The 24,065-nt window shown below is 50.3% G+C and carries 33 protein-coding genes and 2 tRNA genes; 27 read left to right on the top strand and 8 right to left on the bottom strand.

All coding sequences use genetic code 11. From position 1 onward, the window contains the following. Window positions 1–5 precede the first annotated feature (5 nt). The 4 genes from FMM01_RS13405 to gnd form a co-directional block, all read right to left on the bottom strand. Window positions 6–638 carry a DUF6198 family protein gene (locus FMM01_RS13405; RefSeq protein WP_150393298.1) on the bottom strand — a complete coding sequence of 211 codons (633 nt, stop codon included), beginning with the start codon at window positions 636–638 and terminating at the stop codon, window positions 6–8. 198 nt (window positions 639–836) lie between these two features. Then, window positions 837–2,189 carry a gluconate:H+ symporter gene (locus tag FMM01_RS13410; RefSeq protein WP_150392855.1) on the bottom strand — a complete coding sequence of 451 codons (1,353 nt, stop codon included), beginning with the start codon at window positions 2,187–2,189 and terminating at the stop codon, window positions 837–839. 35 nt (window positions 2,190–2,224) lie between these two features. After that, the gene (gene gntK / locus FMM01_RS13415; protein ID WP_146993824.1) at window positions 2,225–3,790 is read right to left on the bottom strand and encodes a gluconokinase; all 1,566 of its coding nucleotides are present in this window, start codon (window positions 3,788–3,790) and stop codon (window positions 2,225–2,227) included. A gap of 21 nt (window positions 3,791–3,811) precedes the next feature. Beyond that, window positions 3,812–4,708 (bottom strand): phosphogluconate dehydrogenase (NAD(+)-dependent, decarboxylating), encoded by an 897-nt coding sequence (gene gnd, locus FMM01_RS13420; protein WP_063516606.1) that lies wholly within the window; start codon window positions 4,706–4,708, stop codon window positions 3,812–3,814. 143 nt (window positions 4,709–4,851) lie between these two features. Between gnd and FMM01_RS13425 the strand changes: the two genes are divergently transcribed. Further along, on the top strand, window positions 4,852–5,703 hold the full coding sequence (locus tag FMM01_RS13425) for a MurR/RpiR family transcriptional regulator (RefSeq protein WP_150393299.1): 852 nt from the start codon (window positions 4,852–4,854) through the stop codon (window positions 5,701–5,703). Between the two features lie 421 nt (window positions 5,704–6,124). Here the strand turns inward: FMM01_RS13425 and FMM01_RS13430 are convergent, their stop codons facing one another. From FMM01_RS13430 to FMM01_RS13440, 3 genes are all read right to left on the bottom strand, one after another. Beyond that, window positions 6,125–7,324, bottom strand: coding sequence for a tyrosine-type recombinase/integrase (locus FMM01_RS13430; protein ID WP_190973377.1), 1,200 nt, complete (start codon window positions 7,322–7,324; stop codon window positions 6,125–6,127). Between the two features lie 174 nt (window positions 7,325–7,498). Then, window positions 7,499–8,239 carry a hypothetical protein gene (locus FMM01_RS13435; protein WP_150392857.1) on the bottom strand — a complete coding sequence of 247 codons (741 nt, stop codon included), beginning with the start codon at window positions 8,237–8,239 and terminating at the stop codon, window positions 7,499–7,501. A gap of 101 nt (window positions 8,240–8,340) precedes the next feature. Next, entirely contained in the window at window positions 8,341–9,114 is a 774-nt protein-coding gene (locus tag FMM01_RS13440; RefSeq protein ID WP_223849951.1) for a S24 family peptidase, read from the bottom strand. 178 nt (window positions 9,115–9,292) lie between these two features. On the opposite strand from FMM01_RS13440, the gene FMM01_RS13445 reads away from it, so the two are divergent. Genes FMM01_RS13445 through FMM01_RS13455 form a run of 3 tightly spaced genes read left to right on the top strand, consistent with a single transcriptional unit; the run spans window position 9,293 to window position 10,641 of the window. After that, window positions 9,293–9,541, top strand: coding sequence for a DUF739 family protein (locus tag FMM01_RS13445; RefSeq protein ID WP_150393301.1), 249 nt, complete (start codon window positions 9,293–9,295; stop codon window positions 9,539–9,541). A gap of 12 nt (window positions 9,542–9,553) precedes the next feature. Further along, the gene (locus FMM01_RS13450) at window positions 9,554–10,348 is read left to right on the top strand and encodes a phage antirepressor KilAC domain-containing protein (RefSeq protein WP_150392858.1); all 795 of its coding nucleotides are present in this window, start codon (window positions 9,554–9,556) and stop codon (window positions 10,346–10,348) included. Then, window positions 10,345–10,641, top strand: a complete 297-nt coding sequence (locus FMM01_RS13455) for a hypothetical protein (protein ID WP_150392859.1) — start codon at window positions 10,345–10,347, stop codon at window positions 10,639–10,641. Before FMM01_RS13450 ends, FMM01_RS13455 begins: the two co-directional genes overlap by 4 nt. Here the strand turns inward: FMM01_RS13455 and FMM01_RS13460 are convergent. Next, window positions 10,638–11,123, bottom strand: coding sequence for a DUF2321 domain-containing protein (locus FMM01_RS13460; RefSeq protein ID WP_150392860.1), 486 nt, complete (start codon window positions 11,121–11,123; stop codon window positions 10,638–10,640). The genes FMM01_RS13455 and FMM01_RS13460 overlap by 4 nt on opposite strands. 224 nt (window positions 11,124–11,347) lie before the next feature. Here FMM01_RS13460 and FMM01_RS13465 point away from each other — a divergent pair, with 224 nt between their 5' ends. The 23 genes from FMM01_RS13465 (at window position 11,348) to FMM01_RS13565 (ending at window position 24,033) form a co-directional block, all read left to right on the top strand. Further along, on the top strand, window positions 11,348–11,713 hold the full coding sequence (locus FMM01_RS13465) for a DUF771 domain-containing protein (protein WP_051225125.1): 366 nt from the start codon (window positions 11,348–11,350) through the stop codon (window positions 11,711–11,713). Then, complete coding sequence (locus tag FMM01_RS16345) at window positions 11,713–11,856, top strand: hypothetical protein (RefSeq protein ID WP_190973378.1); 144 nt, start codon at window positions 11,713–11,715, stop codon at window positions 11,854–11,856. The genes FMM01_RS13465 and FMM01_RS16345 overlap by 1 nt, the downstream gene beginning before the upstream one ends. Further along, window positions 11,856–12,092, top strand: coding sequence for a hypothetical protein (locus tag FMM01_RS13470; RefSeq protein WP_150392861.1), 237 nt, complete (start codon window positions 11,856–11,858; stop codon window positions 12,090–12,092). The genes FMM01_RS16345 and FMM01_RS13470 overlap by 1 nt, the downstream gene beginning before the upstream one ends. A gap of 3 nt (window positions 12,093–12,095) precedes the next feature. Further along, on the top strand, window positions 12,096–12,587 hold the full coding sequence (locus FMM01_RS13475) for a siphovirus Gp157 family protein (RefSeq protein WP_150392862.1): 492 nt from the start codon (window positions 12,096–12,098) through the stop codon (window positions 12,585–12,587). Between the two features lie 11 nt (window positions 12,588–12,598). After that, complete coding sequence (locus tag FMM01_RS13480) at window positions 12,599–13,378, top strand: AAA family ATPase (protein WP_190973379.1); 780 nt, start codon at window positions 12,599–12,601, stop codon at window positions 13,376–13,378. Then, on the top strand, window positions 13,287–14,660 hold the full coding sequence (locus FMM01_RS13485; RefSeq protein ID WP_150392863.1) for a DEAD/DEAH box helicase: 1,374 nt from the start codon (window positions 13,287–13,289) through the stop codon (window positions 14,658–14,660). The genes FMM01_RS13480 and FMM01_RS13485 overlap by 92 nt, the downstream gene beginning before the upstream one ends. A gap of 13 nt (window positions 14,661–14,673) precedes the next feature. Beyond that, window positions 14,674–15,225 (top strand): DUF669 domain-containing protein, encoded by a 552-nt coding sequence (locus FMM01_RS13490; protein ID WP_150392864.1) that lies wholly within the window; start codon window positions 14,674–14,676, stop codon window positions 15,223–15,225. Between the two features lie 14 nt (window positions 15,226–15,239). Then, window positions 15,240–17,543, top strand: a complete 2,304-nt coding sequence (locus tag FMM01_RS13495; protein WP_150392865.1) for a phage/plasmid primase, P4 family — start codon at window positions 15,240–15,242, stop codon at window positions 17,541–17,543. Between the two features lie 308 nt (window positions 17,544–17,851). Then, window positions 17,852–18,136, top strand: a complete 285-nt coding sequence (locus FMM01_RS13500; protein ID WP_150393303.1) for a VRR-NUC domain-containing protein — start codon at window positions 17,852–17,854, stop codon at window positions 18,134–18,136. A 32-nt stretch (window positions 18,137–18,168) separates the two neighbouring features. Next, window positions 18,169–18,498, top strand: a complete 330-nt coding sequence (locus tag FMM01_RS13505) for a hypothetical protein (RefSeq protein WP_150392866.1) — start codon at window positions 18,169–18,171, stop codon at window positions 18,496–18,498. After that, window positions 18,498–18,947 carry a dUTP diphosphatase gene (gene dut / locus FMM01_RS13510; RefSeq protein ID WP_419555033.1) on the top strand — a complete coding sequence of 150 codons (450 nt, stop codon included), beginning with the start codon at window positions 18,498–18,500 and terminating at the stop codon, window positions 18,945–18,947. The genes FMM01_RS13505 and dut overlap by 1 nt, the downstream gene beginning before the upstream one ends. Then, on the top strand, window positions 18,940–19,485 hold the full coding sequence (locus FMM01_RS13515; protein ID WP_150392867.1) for a hypothetical protein: 546 nt from the start codon (window positions 18,940–18,942) through the stop codon (window positions 19,483–19,485). The genes dut and FMM01_RS13515 overlap by 8 nt, the downstream gene beginning before the upstream one ends. Then, window positions 19,469–19,687, top strand: coding sequence for a hypothetical protein (locus FMM01_RS13520; RefSeq protein WP_150392868.1), 219 nt, complete (start codon window positions 19,469–19,471; stop codon window positions 19,685–19,687). Before FMM01_RS13515 ends, FMM01_RS13520 begins: the two co-directional genes overlap by 17 nt. A 180-nt stretch (window positions 19,688–19,867) precedes the next feature. Next, window positions 19,868–20,221: a hypothetical protein gene (locus FMM01_RS13525; protein ID WP_150392869.1), complete on the top strand. Its 354-nt coding sequence runs from the start codon at window positions 19,868–19,870 to the stop codon at window positions 20,219–20,221. Next, window positions 20,218–20,394, top strand: coding sequence for a hypothetical protein (locus tag FMM01_RS16350; protein WP_190973380.1), 177 nt, complete (start codon window positions 20,218–20,220; stop codon window positions 20,392–20,394). Before FMM01_RS13525 ends, FMM01_RS16350 begins: the two co-directional genes overlap by 4 nt. A gap of 74 nt (window positions 20,395–20,468) precedes the next feature. Then, entirely contained in the window at window positions 20,469–20,927 is a 459-nt protein-coding gene (locus FMM01_RS13530; protein ID WP_150392870.1) for an ArpU family phage packaging/lysis transcriptional regulator, read from the top strand. Window positions 20,928–21,221: 294 nt separating this feature from the next. After that, window positions 21,222–21,293: transfer RNA gene (locus tag FMM01_RS13535), tRNA-OTHER, on the top strand. Window positions 21,294–21,401: 108 nt separating this feature from the next. Further along, window positions 21,402–21,483 (top strand) — tRNA-OTHER (locus tag FMM01_RS13540). Window positions 21,484–21,647: 164 nt separating this feature from the next. Beyond that, complete coding sequence (locus tag FMM01_RS13545) at window positions 21,648–22,796, top strand: GcrA family cell cycle regulator (RefSeq protein ID WP_150392871.1); 1,149 nt, start codon at window positions 21,648–21,650, stop codon at window positions 22,794–22,796. After that, window positions 22,789–23,133, top strand: coding sequence for a thioredoxin domain-containing protein (locus tag FMM01_RS13550; protein ID WP_150392872.1), 345 nt, complete (start codon window positions 22,789–22,791; stop codon window positions 23,131–23,133). The genes FMM01_RS13545 and FMM01_RS13550 overlap by 8 nt, the downstream gene beginning before the upstream one ends. Further along, on the top strand, window positions 23,126–23,626 hold the full coding sequence (locus FMM01_RS13555; RefSeq protein WP_150392873.1) for a hypothetical protein: 501 nt from the start codon (window positions 23,126–23,128) through the stop codon (window positions 23,624–23,626). Before FMM01_RS13550 ends, FMM01_RS13555 begins: the two co-directional genes overlap by 8 nt. Beyond that, window positions 23,619–23,798, top strand: coding sequence for a hypothetical protein (locus FMM01_RS13560; protein ID WP_150392874.1), 180 nt, complete (start codon window positions 23,619–23,621; stop codon window positions 23,796–23,798). Before FMM01_RS13555 ends, FMM01_RS13560 begins: the two co-directional genes overlap by 8 nt. After that, window positions 23,791–24,033: a hypothetical protein gene (locus FMM01_RS13565; RefSeq protein WP_150392875.1), complete on the top strand. Its 243-nt coding sequence runs from the start codon at window positions 23,791–23,793 to the stop codon at window positions 24,031–24,033. The genes FMM01_RS13560 and FMM01_RS13565 overlap by 8 nt, the downstream gene beginning before the upstream one ends. Window positions 24,034–24,065 lie beyond the last annotated feature (32 nt).

The following is a 24,065-nucleotide window of genomic DNA, read 5'->3' on the forward strand; positions in this document are numbered from 1 at the left end:
TTCTATTATCTATCCTTTTGCGGCGTCATTTTAAAATTATGCCGCAAATGCGGCCAAACATGCTCGTCTGACCAAGCAATGATCACGCCGTTAAAGATCATCGAAACGGCAGTTGCCACATTAATTCCCAGCAGCTTGCCGGAGAACGCCCAAGCGATGGCTGTGACGATAATGGGCGGGATGAAATCTACTAACTGTGACGCAGTGGCGTTGCCGTGCAAGTAGCGGAAACGGAGAATGTTGCTGGTGTCATCATTGGGGTGCATGATGATGTTGGCCCGCTGATACAACGAAATGGCAATGCAAAAGATCGCGACACCAAAACAGGAGACAAGTGTCCGGGCGAGCATCGGCCAACTGCCTATCCCCAGAACGGTGAACAGCCAGGTGAAAATGTTGACGAAATAGCCGTAGAACATGGCATAGATGACTTCAGCAACGAAGCGCGGGACATCAATACGCCGAATCAGGACCTGATTCGTGGCGGCACTGAACACGCCGCTGACAAAAAGCACGATACCGATGTTCCAGCCCTGCCAGGCACTCAGGTTGACCGCCGCGGCGGTCCAAATCCCGCTGCCCATAGCGCCGACAATACACAATCCCTGGCCCATGGCATTCAGTAATAGCCCCGTGATCAAGCCGGTCCAGCGTTCTGGTAATGTATTTTTGATAACTTCCGCCTCCTTTCGCGACCGGTTACCATTATCTCGGGTGCATCGGGAGAATACAAGCCTTTCTCACCAACTAAGTCCTAATGAGCAACATGCTCCAGGATAGAAAAAGCCCAAATCCACACATTCAGTGAATTTGGGCTTTAATCTGTTTTAGCAGAACTAAACTACTAAATTAAGCAGCAGCACACCGCCCAAGCCAACCACCGAAATAATCGTTTCCAACAACGTCCACGTCAGCAAGGTCTGTTTAATGGTCAAATCAAAGTATTCCCGGAACATCCAGAACCCGGCATCGTTGACGTGGCTGGCAGCCAGGGAACCGGCGCCGATGGCTAGGACCATCAAGGCTGGGTTCACGCCGGCACTTTGCATCAAGGGCAGGACCAGGCCCAAAGCGGTCATAGCCGCGACGGTCGCGGAACCCAGGGCGATCCGCAGGACGACGGCAATCAGCCAGCCGAGGATCAGGGGCGAGATATTGGTTCCCATGAAGAGGTTCTTCACGGAATCGCCGACGCCGCCGTCGATCAGGACTTGTTTGAAGGCCCCGCCGCCGCCGATGACCAGCAGCAGCATAGCGATGGATTTAACGGCTTCTTCCAGGGTGCTCATGATCTGTTTGGAGGCGATCTTGCGGTGCCAGCCCATGGCCCACATTGCAAAGAGCAGAGAAATCAGCATGGCGATACTCGGCGACCCGATGAAGGCGATGATATTATCCAGCGTCCCCGGGTTCTTCGGGGCCACCCCGCCGTGGACGACCATTTGATAGATCGTCGCCACGGCCATCAAAATGACGGGGAAGAGGGAAGTCAGCGTGGATAGGCCGAAACTCGGTGTGTCCGCCAAGTTAAATTCTTTCTGCGGTCCCAGGGCAGACAGGTTGCCCCGGCGTTCGAAGGCGTCCGGGACGATTTTCTTCGCAAAGCGGGAGAACAGCGGCCCGGCAATATAAACGGCGGGGATCGCCACGATAATGCCGTAGGCCAGGACCATCCCGGCCGGGGCGTTCAACGCCGTGGCAATGGCAGTCGGGGCTGGGTGGGGCGGCAGGAAGCCGTGGGTCACGGACAGGGCCGCGGCCATGGGGATCCCCAACGCGAGAATCGGCACGCCAGCTTCGGCCGCGATGGCGAAGATGATCGGGATCAAGAGGACGATACCGACTTCGAAGAAGAGAGCAATGCCGATGATGAAGGAAGCCAGCACAACGGCGATTTGGATCCGCTTCTTACCGAAGGCGTTGATCAGCGTATGGGCGATCCGGTACGCCCCGCCCGCATCGGCGACCAGTCGGCCGAGCATCGCGCCGAAGCCGAAGACCAGGGCCAACTCCCCCAGTTGACCGCCGATCCCGTTTTGGATACTGGTGGCGATCTTCGCCGGCGGCATGCCCAACCCCAGGGCGACGGCCACGGCGGTGATGATCAGGGCCACGTAGGTGTTCATTTTAAACTTGATAATTAATAGGAGCAGTAAGGCAATACCCAATACTAAGACCAATAATTCCATGTGGCTTCACTCCTTATGGTGATATTAGAAAGGTGTTAATCCTCTGCCGCGATGTGGGCATTCGGGTCGGGATGGGCCCGTTGGAAGTCGGCAATAGCCGCGTATTCTGTGCTCAATTCCCGGGTCAGCCGGATCCAGATCGGCAGCAGCTGCCGGTAGACCGGGAAGACAGCCGGATTGGGCTGGTGGGTATGGGTCACGCCCACCATGTCCTTCACGGCACTGAGGTCATCGATCATCCCCAGACTCTTCATGGCGATGACCGCCGCGCCCAGGGCGGAGCTTTCGAAACTTTCTGGAATATTGACGTCTTGTTCAAAGATGTCGGCCAGCATTTGCCGCCACAATGCACTGCGGGCGAAGCCGCCGGTGGCTTGGATGGCCTTGGGCTTGCCGGTGATCCCCTCGATCATCAGCATCACCATGTACAGGTTATAGACGATCCCTTCCAGCGCGGCGCGGACCATATGGGCGCGGGTGTGCTGGCGGGTGAGGCCAAAGAAGCTGCCGCGGGCGTTGGCATCCCAGATCGGTGCCCGTTCGCCGCCCAAGTAAGGGTGGAACAGCAGCCCGTCGGCGCCGGCAGGGATCTTCGACGCAATGGTCGTCAGCAGTTCATAGGAATCAATATCCATCTGTTCGGCAGTGAGTTTTTCCGGGGCAAAAAGCTGATCCCGCACCCAGCGGAAGACGATCCCGCCGTTGTTCACCGGCCCGCCAACGACCCAGCGGCCGGGGGCGAGGTAATAAGTGAACAGCCGGCCCTGGGGATCAACCACAGGCTTGTCGGTGACGACCCGGACTGCGCCGGAGGTGCCGATAGTAACGGCTAAGACCCCGGGATCAATCGCGTTGACCCCCAGGTTGCTCAGTGTCCCGTCGCTGGCGCCCAGAATGAATGGGGTAGCCGGGTCGATGCCGATGACATCGGCATAGGCGGCCTTCATGCCGGTGAGCTGATAAGTGGTATCCACCAGTTCCGGCAATTGGTCCCGGGATACATGGGTCACGGCCAGGGCCTGGTCGTCCCAATCCATCGTGTGGATATTGAACAGGCCAGTGGCGTTAGCCAGGGAGTAATCTTGGACATAGCGGCCATATAAGCGGTGCAGGATATAGTCCTTGATACCGATGAAATGGGTCGTCTGCTGGATCAGATCCGGGTGTTCAGCATTCAGCCACAGCAATTTCACCATTGGGGACATGGGGTGGGTGGGCACACCGGTATTTTTGAACAGCTGCATGCCCAGCCCGTTTTCTTTCAATTCCGTCGCGTACTTGGCGGCCCGATTATCGGCCCAGGTGATCACCCGGGTCAGCGGTTTGTCGTTGGCGTCCATCAAGATCAAACTGTGCATGGCGGCGGAGAAAGACACGCCGGCCAGTTCTCCGGGCTGCACGTGGCCGCGGCGGATGACGGCGGTGAGGCCGGCGATCGTGGCGTCGAAGATTTCTTCCGGGTCTTCCTCGGCCATGTCCGGGGTGTCCTGATACAGCGGATAGGGATTATTGACGCTGGTCACGACCTGGCCTTGGGTATTGAAAAGAACGACTTTGGTGCTGGTGGTGCCGAGATCGACACCGATGAGATATGTTGCCATAAATGAAGGCTCCTTCCTATCCTACTGCGGGTCCACCGCGTGGCCACCAAATTGGTTGCGCAGTGCGGCGACGACTTTGCCGGTCATGGCGTCGGGTTCTTCCGAGCGGTAGCGGGCCATGAGGGCGGCGCTGATCGCGGGGGTCGGGACGTGCAGGCGGATGGCTTCTTCCACCGTCCAGGCCCCTTCGCCGGAAGAATGCATCACACCCTTGATGGCGCTGAGTTCCGGATCGGTGCTGAAGGCGTTTTGCGCTAATTCCATCAGCCAGCTGCGGATCACGGAGCCATGGTTCCACATCTTGGCGACAGCGGCGTTGTCATAATCGTAGCCGCTCTTCGCCAGGACCTCGAAGCCTTCGCCGATGGCTTGCATCATGCCGTATTCAATACCGTTGTGGACCATTTTGAGAAAATGGCCGCTGCCGGCCGGGCCGGTGTAGAGGTAGCCGTCGGTTTCCGCAATGGCTTGAAACAGCGGCGCGATGCGGGGGAAGACGTCCGCTTCGCCGCCGATCATGAAGTTGCCGTTTTGCCGGGCACCGGCCATGCCGCCGGAGGTGCCGGCATCGAAGAAATGAATGCCCTGGGCGGTCAATGCCGCCGCCCGGCGCCGGGAATCTTGATAGTACGAATTGCCCCCATCAATGACGATGTCGTCCGGGTTGAGCAATTCCGCCAGAGTGCTGATCGTTTGTTCCGTGGGGGTACCGGCGGGGACCATGACCCAGATCGTGCGCGGCGGGGCCAGAGCAGCCACTAAGTCTTTCAGTGAAGCTGCCGCTCTGGCGCCGTATTCCGTGACGGTGGTGCGGGCCGCTGCGTTCAAATCGTAGGCGACGACGTCAATGTCGTGATCCCGCATATTCTGGACCAGATTCATTCCCATTTTTCCTAAGCCGATCATGCCAATATCCATGATTAAAATTCCTCCTCGAAGCGTTTTCTTAACTGCTGGGGCTAGTATATGCAAAATATTTCCATAAATCAAGTGCCAGGCTTGTAAATTATTTTAAAAGACGTCTCGTTATGCTATAATCGCGCTGAGAGGTGGGAGCGATGATGCAGCATTTTGCCTTGCAGTTGAAGACCTATAAGCCGCGGTTGAGCGGTCAAGAGAAACGGCTGGCGGATTATTTGCTGGCCCATCAGAGCGCGGCCAGCCAGCTATCGATCTCGCAATTGGCGGCGCAAACCGGCGTGTCCACGGCGACGATTTCCCGGTTTGCCAAGGCGCTGGGTTACGATAACTTTCAAGCCCTGCGTTTAGCTTTAGCCCAAGCGCCGGCGGGCGCGGAACAGCCGCTGTTCCAGGAATTCGCGCCGACGGACGATGTGCCGGCCATGGCCCGCAAGATTTTTGCGGCTAACGTAGATGCCCTGCAAGCGACCAGTGCCAATCTGGATGCGGGGGCGCTGACGGCGGCGGTCGATCTGCTGATTCACGCCGCGCACATCGGCTTGTACGGTTTGGGGGCCAGCAATATCGTCGCCTTGGACGGCTACCATAAGTTTCTGCGCACGGCGATGGCGGTGTTTTACGCCACGGATTATCATATGCAGCTGATGAGCATGACCCACTTGCAGCCAACGGATGCCGCGGTGGTGATCTCCCATTCCGGGGAAGACCGGGACGCCATTGCGCTGGCCCAAATTGCCCAGGATCATCAGGTACCCTTGATCGTGATCACCGGCGCGCCCCACAGTCAGCTGGCCAAGATGGCCCAGGTGGTGCTGGTGGCAGTGGCGGAAGAATCCAAGTACCGGCCCGAGGCGCTGCATGCTCTGATTGCAGAAATGACCCTGATGGATACACTGTTTATGATCAGTGCTATCCGCACCGGTAGTCAGACCGCCCCCTTATTCCAAGAAGTGCGCGGCGTTATTGATGCCACCCGGCAGCCGACGCCCTAAATACGCCTTTGCTCACCCGATGTCAATTTCAATAACCCTTGTGATGGAAACGTGAAAATGAAGGGCTTTGGCTCTTGTGAAATTCAAGAACAGGGTGTTATGCTTGGCAGTGGGAAGATAATCACAAGGATTTGGCCCACGTCCAGGCTGGGGGCTTGATCGCGGTGCCGCACCTTTCGACACGCAAAGAAGCACTGCTTCCATGGGGGAGGCAGTGCTTCTTTTGTTGATTCCAGATTGGCCCGGACTGGGCCGGCGCAGCGCTAGGTAGGGCGGCCGCCGCTGCTTTGTGGAGAGTGTGTGTGGTTTCTACGGCGGCCGCGAGACATTTTTTGAAAAAAGGGCCTCGCAGTAGTGGGGCTACTACATAGGACCGCGTCAATGGGGCGTTTGTGAGTGCTTTGTGCACATTTTGTGCACATCATCTCTGCAACCTTTCCAAAGCAGTGTTAGCAAGTCCTTCTTGTTTCTTTTCTGCGGTGTGCAGTAAGTGCGTGTACACTTGCATTGTTATGGCGAGACTGCTGTGGCCAAGCCGTTTACTGATGTATTCTAGAGCCACGCCCTGTGCTAGAAGGTAACTCACATGGGTGTGCCGGAGTGCGTGAAAAGTGATGGCTTTGTTAATATGGGAAGCTTTCAGAACGTTCTTTAAATCGTCGTTTATAGATCTGTTTCCAGCAACTTGGTGTTTTGCATTTCTGAATACCATATTTAAAGAATCACGGTAACCCGTTTTCATATAGTATGCCTGCTGATCAGCGTGTAAATTTTTAAGGGCTGACACCAGGCTCGGCGGGATCGATATTGTCCGCACTGAAGCACTATTCTTGGTTCTAGTAAGCCCCGTATGATTCCGGTAGTCCCAGCCGTGGTGAATGTAAATTGTCTGCTGCCTGAAATCAACATCATCCCAGGTCAATGCCACAACTTCGCTGAACCTGGCTCCCGTTAGGGCACCAGTGAGAATGATGTAATTATACATTTTACTCATGGATGCGTGTGCAGAGCAGAACTCAAGCAGCTTTTTAAAGTCGGAGGCTTCCAGATACTTTAAGCTAGAAGGCTTACTGTCCCCACCAGATATTTCTGTACGGCAGGTGAAGTCGCGGGTGATGACGCCATCGTCAATGGCGGATTTAATCATACCGCGAACACAGGTTTGAATTTTGCGAACGGTACTTTTAGCCCGCCCTTGACCAAGCCAATTCAGAAAGTCTTGCCATTTTTGCGCGCTCATTGTTCGAAGCAACTGATCATGAGGGAAATAACTGTGCAAATGGTGTTGTGTAACCTCATAATTGGCCAGGGTTCCCAGCGCTACATGTCCCACTTTATATGTCTGCATCCAACTATCGTAATATTCTAGAAAATTGACATCCCGTAGCGACAAGTCGTCGCCCCGGTTATATTGCTGTTCGACGTCTGCTGCGGCGAGAGCCGCGGCTTTCTTGGTCTGGAAGCCGGACTTATTCACATAGCGTCGGTTGCCGTCATGATCTTTATAGCTGACCCGGTACTGCCACGATCCACTGCGTTTTGTGATTGACGCCATTGTGTTTACCTCCCAATCTGGTAAAATAGGGTATGCAAAGAGCGTTGCCTTACGAATGGCTTTCATGGCATCGCTCTCCCATTCCATTATTCCTTCAATTTTTCACCCTTGCTCACCCGTCTCGGCCAAGAGATGCGGGTGGGCTTTTTTAATATTCGGATTTAAAATCCGAGTATTATTTTCGACATTTTGAATGTCGAAACCTCGTGCTATGTACGGGCCGTGAGGCCCGTGGAAAGATCAATTATATGGTGAAAGCTGCACTCCGGTCATGCCAGAAACATTGATCACGTCTCCGTTTTTAACAGTCATTGTAACCTTGTTTGTGCCGCCGTCCCCTAATATTTCATTAACAGAAGTCGACCCATCAACAGTGAAGTTACCGCTTTGACCACTATCTGGGGAAACATTGTATCGCCCAGCCTTGAGATCCTTACCAACAATCCAAGTACCAGTAGAGAGCGCGGATGTGTTAGCACTGTTCCGGGAAACAACAGGAGAAAACTTAGCTTGAGGAATACCATCCAGTTCCACTTTTTCTCCTCTAACCAAGTCTGTGGTGACTGAAGCAACTCCCATGCCATCATCTTGTCCCAGTATTTCATTTATATCCATACCCTGACCACTCCCCGTGCTAGTTAGGTTACCAGATCCGGATACAGGGGTGATTGTGTATCTTCCAGGCTGAATATCAGTGCCAACGGTCCATTCCCCAGTATTTAGCGTCACTTCTTTTGCAGTGTTTGCTGGTGCAGAATATTTTGAGCTAGCAGACGTGCTTTGCTTAGACGACGAGGATTTGGCTGACGAGGATTTGGCTGACGAGGTTTTTTCAACCTTTGATGAGGAGCTTTTCTGTACTTTTGACGTGCTTGAATCATCAGTTCCCTGGTTGCCAATTCCAGATCCAATTGCGCCAATCAATATCACCACTAAAACCCAGAACCACCAACGCTTGTAAAACTTCTTCTTTTGCTTCATGATTTTCCTCCTTACAAATATTTGGTACCCCCATATTTTACCCCTCTGAGAATGGGGCGGCGAAGAAAATAATGCCCATCCTTGGTTTGGATGGGCTATCTTTATAGCATTACGATTCCCTGAATCGCAAAGTCGTCAAAACTTTCAACTAGGATTGGCTTGTACTTTGGGTTCAACGAAATCAAACGCACGCCGTCTGGTTGAATGTCGATCTTCTTGACGTATGCATCACCGTTCAAATCTGCGATGACAACCTGACCACTGTGGATGTCGCAATCATCGCATCTTTTGACGAAAATTATTTGACCGTCTTCAAACATTGGCTCCATAGAGTCGCCATTGACACGCACAGCATAGTCATAATTAGGCACGGGACCACTAAATGAGACGTCATCGCCTGTGTCATCATCGGGAAGATACTCGCCTGTCCCAGCCGATACAGTTCCGGCAATATGGAGAAGTATTGGCTGGCGTTTCTGGCGCTCGTCGTCGAGTGAGATCACGTTTTCTTTTTGCTGTTGCTTCAATTGATCATCAGCGTAGTTGTACACCTTTTCCTGGCGAGCGGGGTGAAGCTGGTTGTATATAGGTACAATATCAGAAGATGGTTCATGGTTCGGGATACCTGTGCGACGCTCTTGGGGAACATCAAAGCCCATTAACCATCCTTCGCTAACATTTAGAGTGTTAGCTAGCAGTAAAAGCTTGTTCTGGTCAGGCTGCGACTTTCCATTGACATATTGAGATAAGTGACTTTTTGACATGGATATGCCAAACTTTTTTTGCCATGGCTCAGATAGCCTCAGAATATCTACCTGTCTAAGATTGCGTTCGCTCATGATTTGCTTTAAGCGAGCCTCCGTTGTTGAATTCACGTTCGCACGTCCTTTCGTCCTCTATCTGCTATCCGTATTATCTTCCATATTGAACTAAAGTTCAATAGAAAAGTTCAACAAATTTAACTTTGGGGGTTTACAAGGGTCAAAATACAGGATAGAATGGGTTCATAAAGTTCAAATGATTGAACTTCGAAAGGAGGACGTACTAGTGAAGATGGACATTGATTATTCTGCGCTGCTTGGCAAAATCGTTGAAGTTTTTGGAACACAATACAATTTTGCACGATCTATGGGGCTTTCTGAGCGAACAATATCTCTCAAGTTAAACAACCACATCCCTTGGAAAAACACCGAAATAATCTTAGCGATGAATGTTTTGAATATTCCGAGCGAAGAGGTCGAAAAATATTTTTTTAAGCAAAAAGTTCAAGTATCTGAACCAAAAAGAGTAAAAACAGCATAAGGAGGTTTCATGATGAACGATTTAACGCCAATCGAGAATCAAGGCCAGCGGGTGCTGACCACGGAACAGCTTGCAGAGCTCTACGGAACAACGCCAGATCGGATTGCGGACAACTTCAAGAAGAACCGTGACAAGTTTATCGAGGGCAGCCACTTCTTCAAGCTAGAGGGCCCGGCTCTAAAGGATTTCAAGGACAAAGGGTTAAATTCACCCCTTGTCGGGAAGAACGCCAAGAGCCTTATTCTTTACACCAAACGTGGAGCCGCACGTCATTCGAAAATGCTTGGCACCGATCAAGCCTGGGATGTGTTCGACAGCCTCGAAGAGAATTACTTCAATCAACAGCCGAAGATGCTGGTGCCACAGTCGTTGCCAGAAGCATTGCGGCTGGCGGCGGACTTGGCCGAACAAAAAGATCAGGAACACTCTGGTCGTCTGATTGCTGAACAGCAGGTCCAAGAGTTGAAGCCTAAGGCGGACTACTACGATATGATTCTGGCGAGCAAAGGCCTTGTGACCACCACGTCTATCGCAAAGAACTATGGCGTGTCAGCCAAAAGGTTCAATGCCATCTTGCACAGCTGGGGCGTTCAGTATAAGCAATCAGGCAGCTGGTATCTGTACAGCAAATACCAAGGTCATGGTTACACACACACAGTACCAGTCCCATACGTACACAGTGATGGCCAAGTAGACATTCAGCCCAGCACCAAGTGGACGCAAAAGGGGCACAAATTCATTTACGAGTTTCTGAAAGCACGTGGAATCTTACCGGTAATCGAGCGAGAAACGGAGGAAGCAAAATGAAATTAACAGTTGGAGGTACCGCAATGGGTTTACTCGGAACGCGGCGTCCAGGCAATCAAGTCGTCAATCTCAAAGCAAGGAATGGAGGAAGCAAAATGAACAGTAAAAAAGTGCCCAGTGCGGATGTAGGCCGCAACGGGCATACCCATCCCACATTTATTGACGGGACGGAAACTAATCTAACAGATGCTCAGCTCAAATGGTGGTCAAAGTTTGGTTTCGTACGTTGTGCCAAGTGTTGGCATCTTGTGCACGGAGAAAGCTTCTGTGAGCAATGTGGGGCAAAGCTTTAATACCCAAATAAGGTCTTTTTGACAGTTTCTGATACAACATCAACAAGGATGTCATGAAGCCCAGATGCGATTGTAGATCCAGCCTTTTTAGACAACAGTTTGAACTTAACAATTGCTATCTTCGTACGTGGCGTATCACTAATCAGATCCGGTATTGATTCAGCGAGTTGTTGTTTTTCCTTATCGTTAAGCTTTTTGGAAAAATTAATTAACTCTTTTGCCGAGTCAATAGCTCTCTTTGTCCAAGGATATGCGTTGCCACAGTGAGCACAATAATTCGGGACTGGCTCAGACGGGAAACCCACGAAAACAAAATCGTCAGAAGTTGTCTCACCAGGAATGTAGTTTTTACAAATTGGGCATTTGCTGATGAGCTTTTCACCACATTTGGGGCAAAACCCAGTGGTAATTGCGTCAATATCCTCATTGTCCGTGATCATATGGCCATTTAGGCAAATCACCATTTTATGGACTGTGTCCATAATATTACCTCCTTCCTATGACACCACAATTATCCCACTTATGGAAGCCGGTGAACCGTGAAAATTTATGAAAGGACTGATTCACATGCTAGTCATTGACATCCCGTCCGCCATCATTGGCGGCATCATTATCAGTGCCTGTTGGTCAGAAGTTAAAGCAGTTTGGGCCAACCGGCACGAAGTTGTCGAGTTGCTCCGGAGCAATTGGAAAGGAGGCGAGCATCATGCTTCTGGGGACAAAAATAGAAGCCAACGTCAACGGAATGGCTCTGATGATCCAACTGCCAACTGGGCTTCACGTCGTTGACGACGAATATGTGGCTGAACATGATACTGCTCTCGCAAGAGCAGACATGGCTGGCTGGTGGACAATGCCGGAATTGGTAAAACGATATCACCAGAATCCAACTTGGTTTGCAGACAACGTGTTTCAAGTTCCGCGGTTCATGAAAGTTCTGCGAGGGCAATGTGTAATGTACCCGCGTGAAGGCGTCAAGGGCTATACATGTGAGCCGGAAGCATTTGGAGAGTTCATGAAAAAGTGGTTTCCGGAAATCGCCCAGAATGCAATCAAAGGCGGCAAATCTTAATGGAACCAATTGATCAGTATCGGTTAGAGACAGTCGAAGCATACCGAGCACAAGCGTCAAGCAATTGGCAGCAACAGTTAGCAGACAGCATTTATATGCGGCTGTTGATCAGCTGCCGCAAGAAAGAAATGGAGGAACGGTAATGCTTACTAGTATTTATGAAACATCAGTCACTCACTTGTACCAGGAATTAGTCGGCGAGCGGCAAGACAACGTAGAAGCACTGACCAAAATGATTATCGAGGGCGAACACTTCAATGATGATGAGGCTCTGATGTATTCAGTGCGGATCAAACTGCTCACCGAGTACATCGACGAAATTGAAGCCAATGAAAAAGCCGCAGACGCTGGAACGTCAGACGGCCTGAAAGGAAATTAACTTATGGCTACATTATACGATTTGCAAGGTGCTTACGCTAGGGTAGCTGCACTCGCGGCTGACCCAGAGAGCGACCCGGAAGCAATCAAGGATACATTAGCATCCATCAAGGATGGAATTGAAGAGAAAGCAGTCGGATACGCTTACGTCATTAAGTCGGTAGATAACGATATTGCCGAAGTTGACGCTGAAATCAAGCGACTAAATGATCGTCGGCGAGGGCTGACAAGTAATCGTGATCGCTTGAAACAAGCATTGACTGACGCTTTTAAGGTCGCCGGGATTGATAAAGTGAAAACGCCGACGCTCACGGTTTGGATTCAGGCATCAACATCGGTGCAGGTACCGGATGACTACCGGTTGTTGCCACCACAATTTGTGACGAAGAAAGTCACACACGTTGTGGACAAACGGTCAATCAAAGCGGCCCTGGAAGCTGGCACGACTGTTGTTGGGGCTGAACTGCACACAAATTGGTCACCACGGATTAGATAGGAGGTGTAAACATGCCAATTGACATTGTAAAGGCTGCTGATTTGAAGCGAGCCAAGGATTGGCGAGTGATTCTGTACAGCAAGCCAGGAGTTGGCAAGACTTCATCGGTGAAGTTCATGCGCGGCCGGACATTGGTGCTGGACCTTGACGATTCCAGCCGAGTCCTGGCCGGCCAGCCAAATATTGATGTTGTTAAGTTTGATCGCATTCATCCAGAAGAGTTCTGGCTGGAATTTCTCAAACAAGCCAAACAGATCACGGAACCTTACGACAATCTGGTGGTGGATAACGTGACCAGTTTTGAACGCGATTGGTTCGTTGAAAAAGGACGCAAGTCGAAGAACGGTATCAGCAACGAAATTCAAGACTATTCACAGTGGACGAATTATTTTCCACGGATTATGACCAGCGTTTACGCGCTGCAAAACGTCAATATTCTCGTAACTGCCTGGGAAACGCAACAGGAAATTACGACCGACGAAGGCCAGACGTTCAATCAATACGCGCCAGCAGTCCGGGATTCAGTACGAAACGGCTTGTTGGGCTTGGCCGATTTAGTCGGCCGGGTGGTAGTCAATCCCAAGACAAACGGACGTGGGGTAATTCTCCAACCATCGGACGGCATTTACGCCAAAAACCGCTTGGATAGCCGCACAGTCGTGCCGGTGGAAGATTTGTTCAAGTTTGGAAGTGAGAAGCATGACGTACCAACTCCACCCGTACCAGACGGACCTGGTGAACAAGGCCCGGAAAAGCCTGGCGACGGGGCACAAAGCGGTACTAATAGTTAGCCCAGCTGGTTCTGGTAAGTCAGTGGTCATCGCTGAAATTGCTCGCATGGCGACTGAGAAGGGCGGACACGTGATGTTTATGGTTCACCGGCGGGAGTTAGCGGAGCAAATCATGCAGACGTTCATCGCAGATGACATTAACCTACAGCATTGCACGATCATGACGGTGGGAAAGATTGTCCATCGTATGGATCGACTGCCAAAACCGACGCTGATTATAACTGACGAGACGCATCATGCCCTGGCAAAGACATATCAGAAAATCTATGAGCACTATCCAGACGTTGCCCGAGTCGGATTTACGGCCACGCCCTGGCGGATGTCAGGCAAGGGATTCAGCAGTGTTTACGATGACATGATTGTCGGCCCAGAAGTTCAGTGGCTGATTGATAACCATTATCTGGCCGACTACACGTACTATGCGCCGACGCTGATTGAGACCGACAAATTGAAACGTTCTTCCACGGGTGATTTCACACAGGTATCAATGAGTGACGCCATCAAGGAACCCAAAATATTCGGAGACGTGTTAGCACATTACAAGCGCCTCGCGGAAGGACGGCAAGCCATTGTCTACGCTCACTCTGTGGAAGCTAGTATGCAGGTGGCAGAGATGTTCAAAGCCGCAGGTATCTCAGCGGCTCACGCCGATGCTAAAACGCCCCAGAGAGAGCGAGACAGCATCACGCGGGACTTCAAGGCTGGCAAAATACGGATTCTCTGCAACGTTGATCTGATTTCAGAAGGATTCAACGTCCCAGATGTTGGTGTAATTATCATGCTGCGACCGACGGCTTCGCTGGTGCTTTATATCCAGCAGGCTATGCGCGGTATGAGATACGAACCGGGAAAACACGCAATCATCATTGACCATGTGGGCAACGTAATGCGATTTGGACCACCGAGAATGCCTCGTGCGGACCAGTGGACACTTGATGACCGAAATAAGAAAAAGCACAGCGGTACGCCAGGGCCAGCGATCAAGACTTGCCCGAAGTGTTTTGCAATCGTGCCAGCCGCTACCACGGTCTGCAAACTGTGTGGCTATGTCTGGGAAACGGCAGAAGCAGACGATTTGGAAGTTGATGAAGCTGCCAAGCTAGGTAAGTTTGATGAGCGCCGCTTCATGGTAGCCGATTATCAGAAAACGCACTGGGCTCAAAAGGAACCAAAAGAAGCAAAAAACTACACCGAATTGCGGAAAATTGCCAATGCCCGGGGGTACAAATCCGGGTGGGCATACTTCCAAGCAAAGAGTTTAGGTCTACTGAAAACGAAATAGGAGGAACAAACTAATGGCATTTTTAACAACAGACTACTCGAACAACACAAGCGGTGACTATGGTCCGATTCCGCAAGGCGAATACGAAATGGTGATCGCAGCTGCTCACGAAGACGCGACTAAGAACGGGTCAGAATACCTGGATATTCAATTCACGGTTCGCAATGACCTAGATGCAGCATTGCCGGAAACCAATGGAAAATACCACAATCGGCACGTGTGGATGCCGAACTGGAAGCGGAAGGCTACTGGCCTGTATGACATGAGCCAACTGCAATATATTCTGGAAGCAGTCGGTGTACCAGAAGGCACACCCATCGATACGATTCAGGACTTCTGCAATGTGCTGTACCACAAGCCGGTCAAAGTCTACGTCAAGGTTCAGCATGACGAATACGACAATACAGATAAGAACACTGCTGCACCGTGGGGCGTGAAGCCGACGGACTATCCGAAACTGGCACACACATTCAAAGAAGCTAAGGACAAACCGGCCACCAAGCAGAGTGTGCCTGCTGTCAATCCCGGCCCAACAAACATTAATGACGACGATCTGCCGTTTTAGACGGAGGTATGAATATGTATGAAAAAATTCCCGAGGAGCTTAAGCCCCTAGCCCAATGGGGGCTATACAAGCTGATCTGGAAGCCAGAAAAGAACAAGTATACAAAGATACCATATTCAGCATTAACTGGCTCTAAGGCCAGCTCTACGGCACCAGAGGACTGGACAACGTTCGACAAAGCATTAGAAGGGTTGGAACGGTATTCTCTAGACGGTCTCGGTTTCTTCTTTGCCAATGGATACGTTGGTGTTGATGTGGATCACATCGGCGCCGACTTAGACCGTTGGGAGGCAGGAAACACAGACGACAACTTGGCATATGAGTTTGTCTCAAACTTACAGTCATATACGGAGAAGTCTGTTTCCGGTGAAGGCATCCACATCCTGATTAAGGGTAGTCTGCCTGGCTCACGACGGCGTAAGGGAAACATCGAAATGTACCAGTCAGGCCGGTTTTTCGCCATGACGGGCAACCGGATTGGGATATTCGATAACATCAACCACAATGCTGAAGAAGGTCTGACGAAACTCTATCGGAAATATCTGGAGCCGAAGCAGGTAATCCAGTTACATCCACAGAGAAAACAGTCATCAAATGATCTAAGCCAGGATGAAATTGTTGCTAAAATGTTAGCAAGCAAGACTGGACCAAGATTGAAGCTGTTGCTTGAAGGCGGATGGGAGCAATTCTACACATCGCACTCAGAAGCAGACTTGGCATTTGCCAACGACCTGGCGTTTTGGACAGGACGAGACTTCAAAAAGATGGATGCCGTTTTCCGGCAGTCTTCGCTGATGCGCGATAAGTGGGATGAGAAACACGGCAAGACCACCTATGGCGTATCAACGCTAAACAAAGCAATTAATGACGTCCAGAGTGTATACAATCCAGCAAATGAACGACCGAAATACAACTTTGGTTTCATGCATGGCAGCAGCACCAATAAGCCAAAGACTTTTCCTCCACACACCTGGGATGATACCGGGAACGCTGATCGGTTCAACGACCGGTTCGGGAGTTTGGCACGGTATAGCTATATCGACAAGGCTTGGTACATTTACAACGGCTCGTTCTGGGAGATGGACCAGCGTGGACTGTTGCCATCGATGGTGGATGCGGTGGTGGCAGACCTGAAGAACGAAAAAATCACGCCGCCGCCCGACATTAAACCGGAAGAAATTCAGCAGAAGTGGGCAGCATTTACGAAGAAATCACGAATGAATGCGTCGAAGAAGGCCATGATGAACGAAATTCAACACCGATTACCGGTGCTACCGGAAGAGTTCGACCGAGACAAGACACTTTTCAACACAGCCAACGGCTACATTGATTTAACTGATGGAAGCCTCCACGATCACGACATTAAGAAGATGTTTTCCAAACAAGGCGATGTGGAGTATTCCGACACGATGGATTGTCCCGAATGGTTGACGTTTCTGGACCAGACATTCGCAGGTGACCAAGGGCTGATTGATTACTTGCAGAAGGCCATCGGATACTCGCTCACCGGGTCCACGGAGGAACAAGTTATGTTCATCCTCTACGGCTCGGGTCGGAACGGGAAGTCAGTGTTTATGGATGTGCTGAAACATGTGGCGGGTTCCTATGCCCGATCCATGCAGGCTAAGTCAATCATGGTTCAGCAGACCAGCAGCGCCGCCAACTCAGACATCGCCCGATTGAAGGGCGCTAGACTGGTAACAGCTAGTGAACCAAATGAAGGCGTTCGATTGGACGAAGGGCTGGTCAAGGAATTAACCGGTGGCGATACAGTCACGGCCCGGTTCCTATACGGCACAGAGTTCGAGTTTCACCCGGAATTCAAACTTTGGTTGGCGACCAACCACAAACCGATCATCCGAGGAACCGATGACGGTATCTGGCGGAGGCTGATGCTGATCCCATTCACTGTCCAGGTGCCGAAAGAGAAAGTTGACAAGCGACTCCAGTACAAACTGGAGCGCGAGTCGGTCGGTATCCTGAACTGGGCTGTGGATGGCGCTCTGAAATGGCAGCGAGAGGGACTGGAGCCGCCTGAGAGCGTTAAGCGGGCGAGCAAGGAATACCGGGACGAAATGGATGTACTGGAATTGTTCGTCAGCGACTGCTGCGACAAGGGACCTGATTATCAGGCACCAGCCGGTGAATTGTTCAAACGGTATCAGGCTTGGGCAGAAGAAACCGGCGAGTACAAGATGGCAAAGCAAAAGTTCGGTGCCCAGATGAAGCAGAAGTTTCGGAGCAAGAAAAGCAGTAACGTTTTCTACCTGGGAATTCGGTTGAAGCTCGACGAGAGGTTCAATTGGATGCGAAACTGACAATTGCGGGAGGACTTGCGGGAGGACTTACGGGAGGACTGAAAATCGGTCAAACCATTACGGCTGTATGCTTTTTACCTTCTTTTTCTTTTATGGGAGGATAAAAGAAGAAAGAATAAATAAGATATAGGGTAAAAGAATATATAAAAAAAGCTTGTCGAGAAAATCCTCCCGTTGCTCCCAAAAACGAGCTAAAGCCTTGTTGGAGTAAGGAAATAGAGCACAAGAGTACTCCCGTAGCATCCGCCCGTAGCACTGTGGAGGTGAAACCAACGACACAACCGGAACACGAAATTCAGACCGACATTATGATCGCGGTCAGCAAACACCAATGTACGATCATCCGAACCAATGTGGGCAACGTCAGAACAGCAGATGGCAGAACGTTTTCTGCCGGACCGCCGAAAGGGTGGCCCGATCTCAGCGGTTTTCGCCATTCCGACGGCAAAATGATTCTGATTGAAGTGAAAACGAAGAATGGCAGGATGCGGCCTGACCAAGAACGATTTAAGGCGTTTATCGAGAGCAAGCCGGTACTGTACGGTGTCGCCCGCTCTGTGGAAGACGCACTGAAAATTATTGAAGGAAATTGACTTATTAATCTATTAACCGTAGGAGGACTAGCATGGGCGAAAAAATATTTCATCAATTTCAACGGTCAGTGATGGCTGGAGTACACGTACCGTTGAAAAAGACAAAGACATTTGATCCGGAACAATCGGTAGAGGTTGACTATGTGTATCGGGGAAAAATGTACCACCGTGTTTGCGAACCACTTTGGGATCATACAAACACAATTGTCGTGCGGCTTAATACACCAATTGCACCAGAGCTTGGGCGCAATATTGCAGTTAGCAAGCGCACAGCCAAGCAGAGCGGGCATTGGTGCTTTCCAAGAAATCGGGAGAAACCGTCCAACCTTGCATACTCTTTATGGGGGCGAAAAGAACATTGATTAAACGACATTTTGAACCAATCGCCGGATATACCGGCCCGATGCCCAAACGGGCAACTGCGTATTCTGCAGGATACGACATTGCAGCAGCAAAAACGGTGGTCATTGAGCCCGGCAAGATTGCGCTGATTCCGACTGGTATCAAGGTGAAACTTGGTCGCTATGAGTATTTGGAGCTGGTTTCCCGGTCATCATTGCCACGCAAGCGGCACTTGGTAATGCCGAACAGTATTGGAATCATCGACAGTGACTACTACCCAAACGAAATCATGGGCCAATTCTGGAACATTGGTGATCAGCCTGTCGTAATTAACGCTGGGGACCGCATTATGCAAGGAATATTTCGTGCCTACATGGTTGCCGACAATGATGATGCGCAAGGATACCGTACTGGCGGATTCGGATCAACAGATGATGTATTGGGCAAGGAGGAACAAGACCATGAATAAGCACGAAGCTAAGATGAAGATTTTTAATAAGCTGAGCGAGATGGATATGCCAGCGGATGACTTTGTAGAAATGACTCACATGATTGACACGACCGTGGATGCGATCGAACCGGAGCACAAGAAAGTTGTTCTGCCTAAATCAGTTGGCGATCAGTGGGACAAGCTGGTTTGTGGTGAAGAAGACAGCGGCAAAGCAACAAAAGTCGACAATGCTCTGTACCATCTGAGCCATAATGCCCACATCTTAGATACACAATTATTATTTAATTGGTGGAGAAATACGCCCGGGTCTTATTCGGTGCTAATCAATGCTTCCAAATATGGCTGGGTGGATAAGCCAGACAAACGTTATCGTGTTAAGGTTTACGGTATTGACCTGCCGGGACTATTCTACCGGAAACGTGACGACGGCACCCTAACATTTGTGCAAGGCGGTGCTGGCCTGCCAGAAACGGAATTTACGATGGGCGAAATCAAGCATCGGCATCTGGAAAACTGTGAACGGGAAGAGGTGATTGGCAATGACATGGGTTGTTAAAGGCGAGGAGGCGGGCGTCACCGACTATTACTTTGATAAGTTATCTGGCCGTCACAAGGTCGTCATTGGCGAATTTGCAGCAATGTTTGATGACCCACTCTATCATTTTAAAAGCGAGCAGGAGGCCGAAATGGTTGCCAGAAATGTTTATTATGACGAGGAAGAGATGAATCCATTTGAGGTGACTGACGATGAGCAATGAGACGAAGCAAGCATACGCGCTGATTAAGGTCGGCGACCTGATGGACTATTTCCTAAACCGAGCCAATCAGATGCCCGATGAGTTGTCAGCACAGTTTATCTCAGACATTTCCTTCGGAATGATGAGTGTATTCAACCCAGAAGAGACGATTAGAGTGCCAAGCAAAGGGATGATTTACCGATGAGCAATGAGACGAAGCGGGACGTGTTCAATGATGCGTTGGCATATGCGCCAGTTGGCAGGGAATATGACCCGGTGAACGACGATGAGGCTGGCGACCTACGTAGCTGCTTATCTGCGCGTTACGCCGCCGCCTTGCCAGACGATATGCCGGTGATTCCGGAAGCGGTGGGATGCATGATTACTAAAATGAAGCCAATCTGTAATTCAATTTTGGCCTCACAGTATCGCGACTATGGAAAGGATCATCGGTGGATAATTGATCATTACGATACTTTCGCCCGCGCTTGGTTGCTAGGTGTCTGGCGCGTTGAGGAAACCGGCGAAATCGTGAAATTGGAGGCGGAGAAATGAAAATGCTTTGGAGAGTGCTTCTTGACGAACGTATATGGTCAGTAGTCCTGTTTTTTCTGGGAACATTGCGTGTGTGGGCCAATAACGGCAATATTGATGGCACTGCTTGCTTGGTTTGGGTGTGTGCATTTTACCTTATGCTGGCTGACATTGACGATCATCTTGAAATGTAAGAAACAAAAAAGGCCGCTTCCGCGACCGTGTGTGCTTAACTCATGCAAATAAATTATAGCACAGGAGCGTGGCCATGATGCGGGTAACACAACGATTTTCAAGAGTAGACAGAGATAAGACGGCGGCCAATGCAGAACGTATCTTGATCCAGTACCCGAATCGTAAGGTAATGGCTATGAGCCGTGGGAACACGCTAGCATCACCAGCTATGGACGGTATGCCGCGAAGCCCATCGGTTGAAAACCATGCGGACGATAAGATCATTGGATATTTGGAAAATGACGACAAGCAATTCTGCGATAGGTGCGAAAAGATCATCAATACGCTTTTGCCCCAAACAGCAGTCAATGACAAATGGCCGATCATTCTTAAGATGCGCTACGTGGTGCTTAAACCGTTGCCTGACGACGTGATAATGGAACGCGTGGGCTATCAGTCCAGCCAGTATTACGAAGCAGTCAAAGACGCTCTATGTGCGTTTGCTGAATGGTGGCCGAATTATCCAGGAAGCCTCGTCGTCAGCAAATTCTAGACCGGACATTTACCGGACAAACACCGGACAAAGACCGGACACAAACCGGAGTGACTTGGGCTTATTATTGTATTGTGCCAATTTGAAGGACAGCCTGCGAAAGCTTTCTTCTATGCAACCTCCTTTCATTGATTGGCGCGGCGAATGGTGGAAAGCCGGGTCCGACTCCCGGCCGCCGCATTGCCCTCAAATTCTATAAAAAAGGATGTGGTATGGCTCACTCCTTCTTTCAATCGACAAGCTATACCGGGGGCAAAAAAGTCATGCGATGACCCACAAGGCGAGCGTGACAGTGCAATCGTAGCGTAATGGTAACGCATCTGGCGAATAAACTAGATTTTGCGGGTTCGATTCCTGCCGGTTGCATAGCCAGCTGGGGTAAAAATCCCTGAAGGTAGACATTGAATTGTCTATAAAGTGCTGATGCGCACGGCACGTGATGAGACTTCGTGGCTCGCTCATCACTGAAAAGGAGCAACCGTAGGCCTAACGGCTCCATAGGACAACTACCCAAGTGCACGGGCAAGTTTAGCGGGTTCGATTCCCGCCGGTTGCATAGCCCACCAAACTTTCGGAAGGAAGCGAAGACCGCCTGAACTCGGTTGTGGGCAAAAAAATAAATTACTAGGTTACGAGGAATTGTAACAATATAGGCGCTGCCATGGGCGCCTATTTTAATACGGAGATAATATTAAAAATACTGATTTCAGAGGCGAGTAAATGCAATGGACAGATGAACAAATCAGCGGCATTAGGAAGCTCGCCTCCGAAGGCTTTACCAGACGAGAAACGGCCGACAAACTCGGGATTAGCTATGATGCGTTGCAGGGAAAAGCGAGACGGCTTGGCATCGAATTCCAAAAGCCACTAAAGAATGAATACGATTCAGACGGCACACAGTCCAGTGAAACCATTATGAAAGTCGTCAGGGGCCACAAAATGACGCCTAGAGAGGTTCTGGAAGCTCACGGGTATGATTACACCAAGTGGGAGCTTGTACATGCCACAAGCAACTTCTGGAAGCAAACACCTGAAGCGACATTGTACCAAAGCAAGATACAAATCAGGCCGTTAGTTGAAGCAGAACAATATGAATCATTGATGAATGACATCATCACACATAAGGAGCCGTATCAAGCCGAGGCTCATATATTTGTGGAATCAGATCGCTATCTGGTCATTCCGGCATTTGACACGCATTTCAACGGTCACACGTTTAATATCTATGCTGAATCATTGAAACGGCAGCTAGAGATCATCAAACGCGGCCACTACGCCAAAATATTGCTCATTCTGGGCGGTGATCTAGCTCACGTCGACAATATCAACTCGACCACAGCAAAAGGAACACAGCTCGAAACAACTGACCTAGGCGAGACCGTTAATGAAATGGAGCAATACTTCGAGACACTGATTGAAGCAATCATTAAGAACGCCAATGAGTGTGAAGTCATGTATTGTGCCGGAAATCATGATCCATCAGTTGGATATATGTTTGCCCGATTATTGAAACGTGCCTACAGCAACCAGCCGAACATCACTTGGGATATATCGCTGAAGCATTACAAAGGTGCAATGCTCGGCCATAACTTCATCGGTGCCACTCACGGAGATAAGGGCAAGAACAACTACCTTGCGAAGTATCTTGATGAGTTCGGCTCCATGTTAGGCACAGCGCAGAACCGCGAGCTGTTCACGGGTCATCTGCATTCCGAGATGAGCAAAGACCTAGGCGGATTCGTTCAGCGTCAAGTATCGACACGCAAGCCAACCGACAAATGGACTGATGATATTGGCGTGGTTGCTCACAAAACGTTCGAGCTGGTCGAATACAGCGATCATGATACGATGGCGATCTACTATGTCTAATGTAATGAAGCGCACCGAATACGGCTACGTCAGTCCACAAGAGTATCAGATTGACCGTGATTTGGACGCGTGGCTGAAAGGGCGGAAGCAGATGCAAGCAATTGTGTACACGAAACCCGGTTGTATGAAGTGCCGGCAGACGGTGCGGCAATTATCCAAAGCAATGCACACCAAGGCCGTGACGGCAACCGCGGACGATATTAAGGCACTCAAAGCTGGCGGCGTCCAATCCATGCCAGCAGTATACATATTTGAGGGCAGCAAGCCAATTGACTACTGGTCAGACTTGCGGCCAGAAAAAATACGGCAATATATGGAGGACAATCAAAATGACTAAAGCAATTATGCGACCAAAGGAATACACGGTAATCAAGGTGCCAACTGACTGCAAGCATATTGGTGAATACCTTGCCAAAGCCACGAAGCATGTTGAAAAGTTTTTGGAAATAAAGACCAACTATAGCCCAGTCAGCGACACTGCCAGCACCACCACTATTGATGGTCACACTATCTTGGGTGGGAGCGTCATTGTTATTGACCCGACTGCACTTGATCGCGAGGCCGTCCATGTGATGGATCAGGACGAATACACCAAAGTGTTCGAGGAAAAACCAGACGTTGTATCTATTGATGATGCGGTTATCAAGGGCGGCAAGATTGACAGTGAATTCCGTTTTCAGTTGAGTGAACACACTTATGCAACCATTGGACCAGATGGCTTAGCCATCACCGATACAGGCGATGGCACCGTGAATATGAGTGAGTTGGATCGTGTCCTGAAAGATTTGGCAACTGCGCTCAATCAGGAGAGACGTGTCAAGCTTGATTGAATACATCAAAGGGCTACTGACTGGCAATGATGATGCTATCCAACTGATGCAGCAAGTGACCAAAGCACTGGGCTGGTACATGTTGATTGTCTATGACAGTGACAAGCCAACACGTATTGAACTTGTCAAACAGCGCAAGCTGGGCAAACGAGGAGGCCATGCCAATGACTAAACACGCACCACACTTACGAATTGAGATGGACAACATTAACGATGTGCCACACGTCTGGATTGATGGCGAGCAAGTTGATGACTTTCCGAAACATGGATTGACTGATATGGAAGTACATTGGTGCACGACTACTGTTTCCGTGCCATACAATCACATCAGCGTGACGTGGTACGATGGCGCAACACAGAAGGTTAAGCACATCGGCGAGAGCAATCTCGGTGGTGCTGATGCCTAGAGTACACCGCTGCCATGCCAACGGCTGCCACA

It is taken from the genome of Schleiferilactobacillus harbinensis, from assembly GCF_008694105.1.
Lineage (GTDB): Bacteria > Bacillota > Bacilli > Lactobacillales > Lactobacillaceae > Schleiferilactobacillus > Schleiferilactobacillus harbinensis.